At 61.5% G+C, this 2825-nt stretch carries 3 protein-coding genes; all 3 read left to right on the plus strand.

Features of this window, described 5'->3' with window-relative positions:
• The first annotated feature begins 390 nt into the window (after positions 1–390).
• Entirely contained in the window at positions 391–633 is a 243-nt protein-coding gene (locus tag HUJ17_RS09765) for an exodeoxyribonuclease VII small subunit (protein WP_035244971.1), read from the plus strand.
• Positions 623–1519, plus strand: coding sequence for a polyprenyl synthetase family protein (locus HUJ17_RS09770; protein WP_290510513.1), 897 nt, complete (start codon positions 623–625; stop codon positions 1517–1519). The genes HUJ17_RS09765 and HUJ17_RS09770 overlap by 11 nt, the downstream gene beginning before the upstream one ends.
• A gap of 69 nt (positions 1520–1588) precedes the next feature.
• Positions 1589–2825: 1-deoxy-D-xylulose-5-phosphate synthase (gene dxs, locus HUJ17_RS09775; protein WP_290510514.1), on the plus strand; the 1237-nt coding region annotated here is incomplete at its 3' end.

Here is a 2825-nt window from a genome sequence, read left to right on the forward strand (position 1 = left end):
CCCCGCCGGTGACGCAGACTAAACGCCATAGCTTAGGAGATCAGAGGAAGAAGCTGCCTGCGGCCTCCGGCGGGTCTTTCACTATAAGCAGGCCGCCATCGGCACCGGAACCCCCTGTTTAGAACCATTTGGAATCAATTCTCCCCCGCTTCTGAAAGCCCGGGTTTACCCCTTCATTATCAGCCACTTGCAACCCATCAAAAAAATCGAACAATGGTGCCTCAAGGCCCCGCAGGCGGGCAGATAGCAATTGATTCACCACCGCCTGTGCATTACTGTTCCCGCCGGATGCACTGACCCAGAACGCCCAAATTGCCTTTCTGACTGCTATCATCGCACCTGTGAATAGCTCAGCGCGTTTTGGTGACATACTCAGGCTAGGAGATACCCATGGCAAAGCAGGCAGCCCCCGCGCTGGAAACCTCACTGGACAATCTGGAATCCCTGGTGGAACGGATGGAATCCGGTGACCTGACCCTGGAAGAATCCCTGAAAGCCTTTGAAGAGGGGGTTCGCCTGTCCCGGGAGTGCCAGCAGGCCCTGCAGCAGGCGGAGCAGAAGGTACGTATTCTGCTGGAGCAGAACACTGACGCCGAGCCGGCTCCTTTTGCCGGTGAAGATAATGGCCAGTAACTTCCCCGCCCTGGACCAGCTCGGCGAGACCAGCCGGGCCCGATTGGAACAGGCGCTGGACACCTTTGTCCCTGCCGCCAGTGCCGCTCCACGGCTGAGCCAGGCCATGCGCTATGCGGCCCTTAGCGGCGGCAAGCGTATCCGCCCCCTGCTGGTCTATGGCGCCGCCCAGCTGGCTGGCGCCGAACCGGGCCGGGCCGATGTACCCGCCGCCGCCGTGGAGCTGATTCATGCCTACTCGCTGGTCCACGACGACCTGCCGGCCATGGATGACGACGACCTGCGCCGGGGCCAACCCACCTGCCACAAGGCGTTCGACGAGGCCACTGCCATCCTGGCCGGCGACACCCTGCATACCCGTGCTTTCGAATTGCTGGCCAACAGCGGCCATTACCGCGCCGAGACCCGCATCGCCATGATTCGCCACCTGTGCCAGGCCGCTGGCGTGGACGGCATGGCCGCCGGCCAGATGCAGGACATGCTCGCCCAGGGCCAGCAGCAGACCGTGGCGGCACTGGAAGAAATGCATTATCTGAAGACCGGTCGACTGATCACCGCCAGCCTGCAACTGGGCTACTTCGCCGCCGAAGTGGATAATGCCATGCTACTCGATGATTTGAACCGGTTCGGCGATGCCGTCGGTCTGGCCTTCCAGATCCAGGACGACATTCTCGATATCACCGCCGGCACCGAACAGTTGGGCAAGCCCTCCGGCTCTGACCAGAAACTGCAGAAAAGCACTTTTCCGTCCCTGCTCGGCCTGGAACAGAGCCAGCAGCGGGCCCAGGAGTTGTGTGAGAAAGCTCAGCAGGCCCTGGCCGGGTATGGAGAACGCGCCCAACCATTGCAACAATTAGCACAATACATCATCTCCCGCGATCACTGACGCCTGACGCCCGGTGAAGGTATACTAGGCACTCATCATTTCGCCGTGTATTTCAGGCTACATACCTCTATGCCCAAGACATTTACGCAAATCCCGCTGACCCGCCCGGCCACTCCGCTGCTGGACACGCTGACCAGCCCCGCCGAGTTACGACGGCTGCCAGCCTCCCGGCTGGAGCAGGTGGTGGACGAACTGCGTGAATATCTGCTCTACGCAGTGGGCCAATGCGGCGGCCACTTCGGTGCCGGCCTGGGCGTGGTGGAACTGACCGTGGCCCTCCATTATCTGTACAACACCCCGGATGACCGGCTGGTGTGGGATGTGGGCCACCAGTGTTACCCGCACAAGATTCTCACTGGCCGCCGCGAGGGCATCACCAGTATCCGTCAGCAGGACGGCCTGTCAGGTTTCCCCAAGCGCAGTGAATCCGAATACGACACCTTCGGTGTGGGCCACTCCTCCACCTCCATCAGCGCAGCCCTTGGCATGGCGTTGGGCGCGGAAATGGCGGGCAGCGACCGCCGTGCTGTGGCTATCATCGGCGACGGCGCCATGACTGCCGGCCAGGCTTTCGAAGCCATGAGCCACGCGGCACACACCCGCTCCAATCTGCTGGTGATCCTCAACGACAACAACATGTCGATTTCCCACAATGTGGGCGGCCTGTCCAACTACTTTGCGCGCATCTGGGCCAGCAAGAGCTATATCGCCCTGCGCGAAGGGGGCAAGAAGGTGCTCTCCACCATGCCGGCGGCCTGGGATTTTATCCGCCGCACGGAAGAAAGCATGAAGAACATGGTGAGCCCGGACATGTTGTTTGAAGCCATCGGCTTCAACTACATCGGCCCCATCGACGGCCACAATGTGGACGAACTGGTGCGCACCCTGGGCAACATGCGCGCCCTGGAAGGGCCACAGTTACTGCATATCTACACCACCAAGGGCAAGGGCTTCGCCCCCGCCGAAGCGGACCCGGTGGGCTACCACGCCATCAACAAGATCGAACCCAAACCCAAGGTTCAGGTGGCCGTCCCCAGCCAGCCCAAGAAACCCAAGTACCAGGACATCTTTGGCCAATGGCTGTGTGACATGGCGGAGCAGGACAAGCGCCTGGTGGGCATTACCCCGGCCATGTGCGAAGGCTCCGGCATGGTGGAATTCAGCCAGCGCTTCCCGGACCGCTTTCATGACGTGGCGATCTGCGAACAACACGCGGTAACGCTGGCCGGCGGCCTGGCCTGCGAAAACCAGAAACCGGTGGTGGCGATCTACTCCACCTTCCTGCAGCGCGGCTACGACCAGCTGA

Origin of the sequence: Alcanivorax sp., assembly GCF_014762765.1 — a bacterium.
In the GTDB taxonomy this organism is placed as follows: domain Bacteria; phylum Pseudomonadota; class Gammaproteobacteria; order Pseudomonadales; family Alcanivoracaceae; genus Alcanivorax.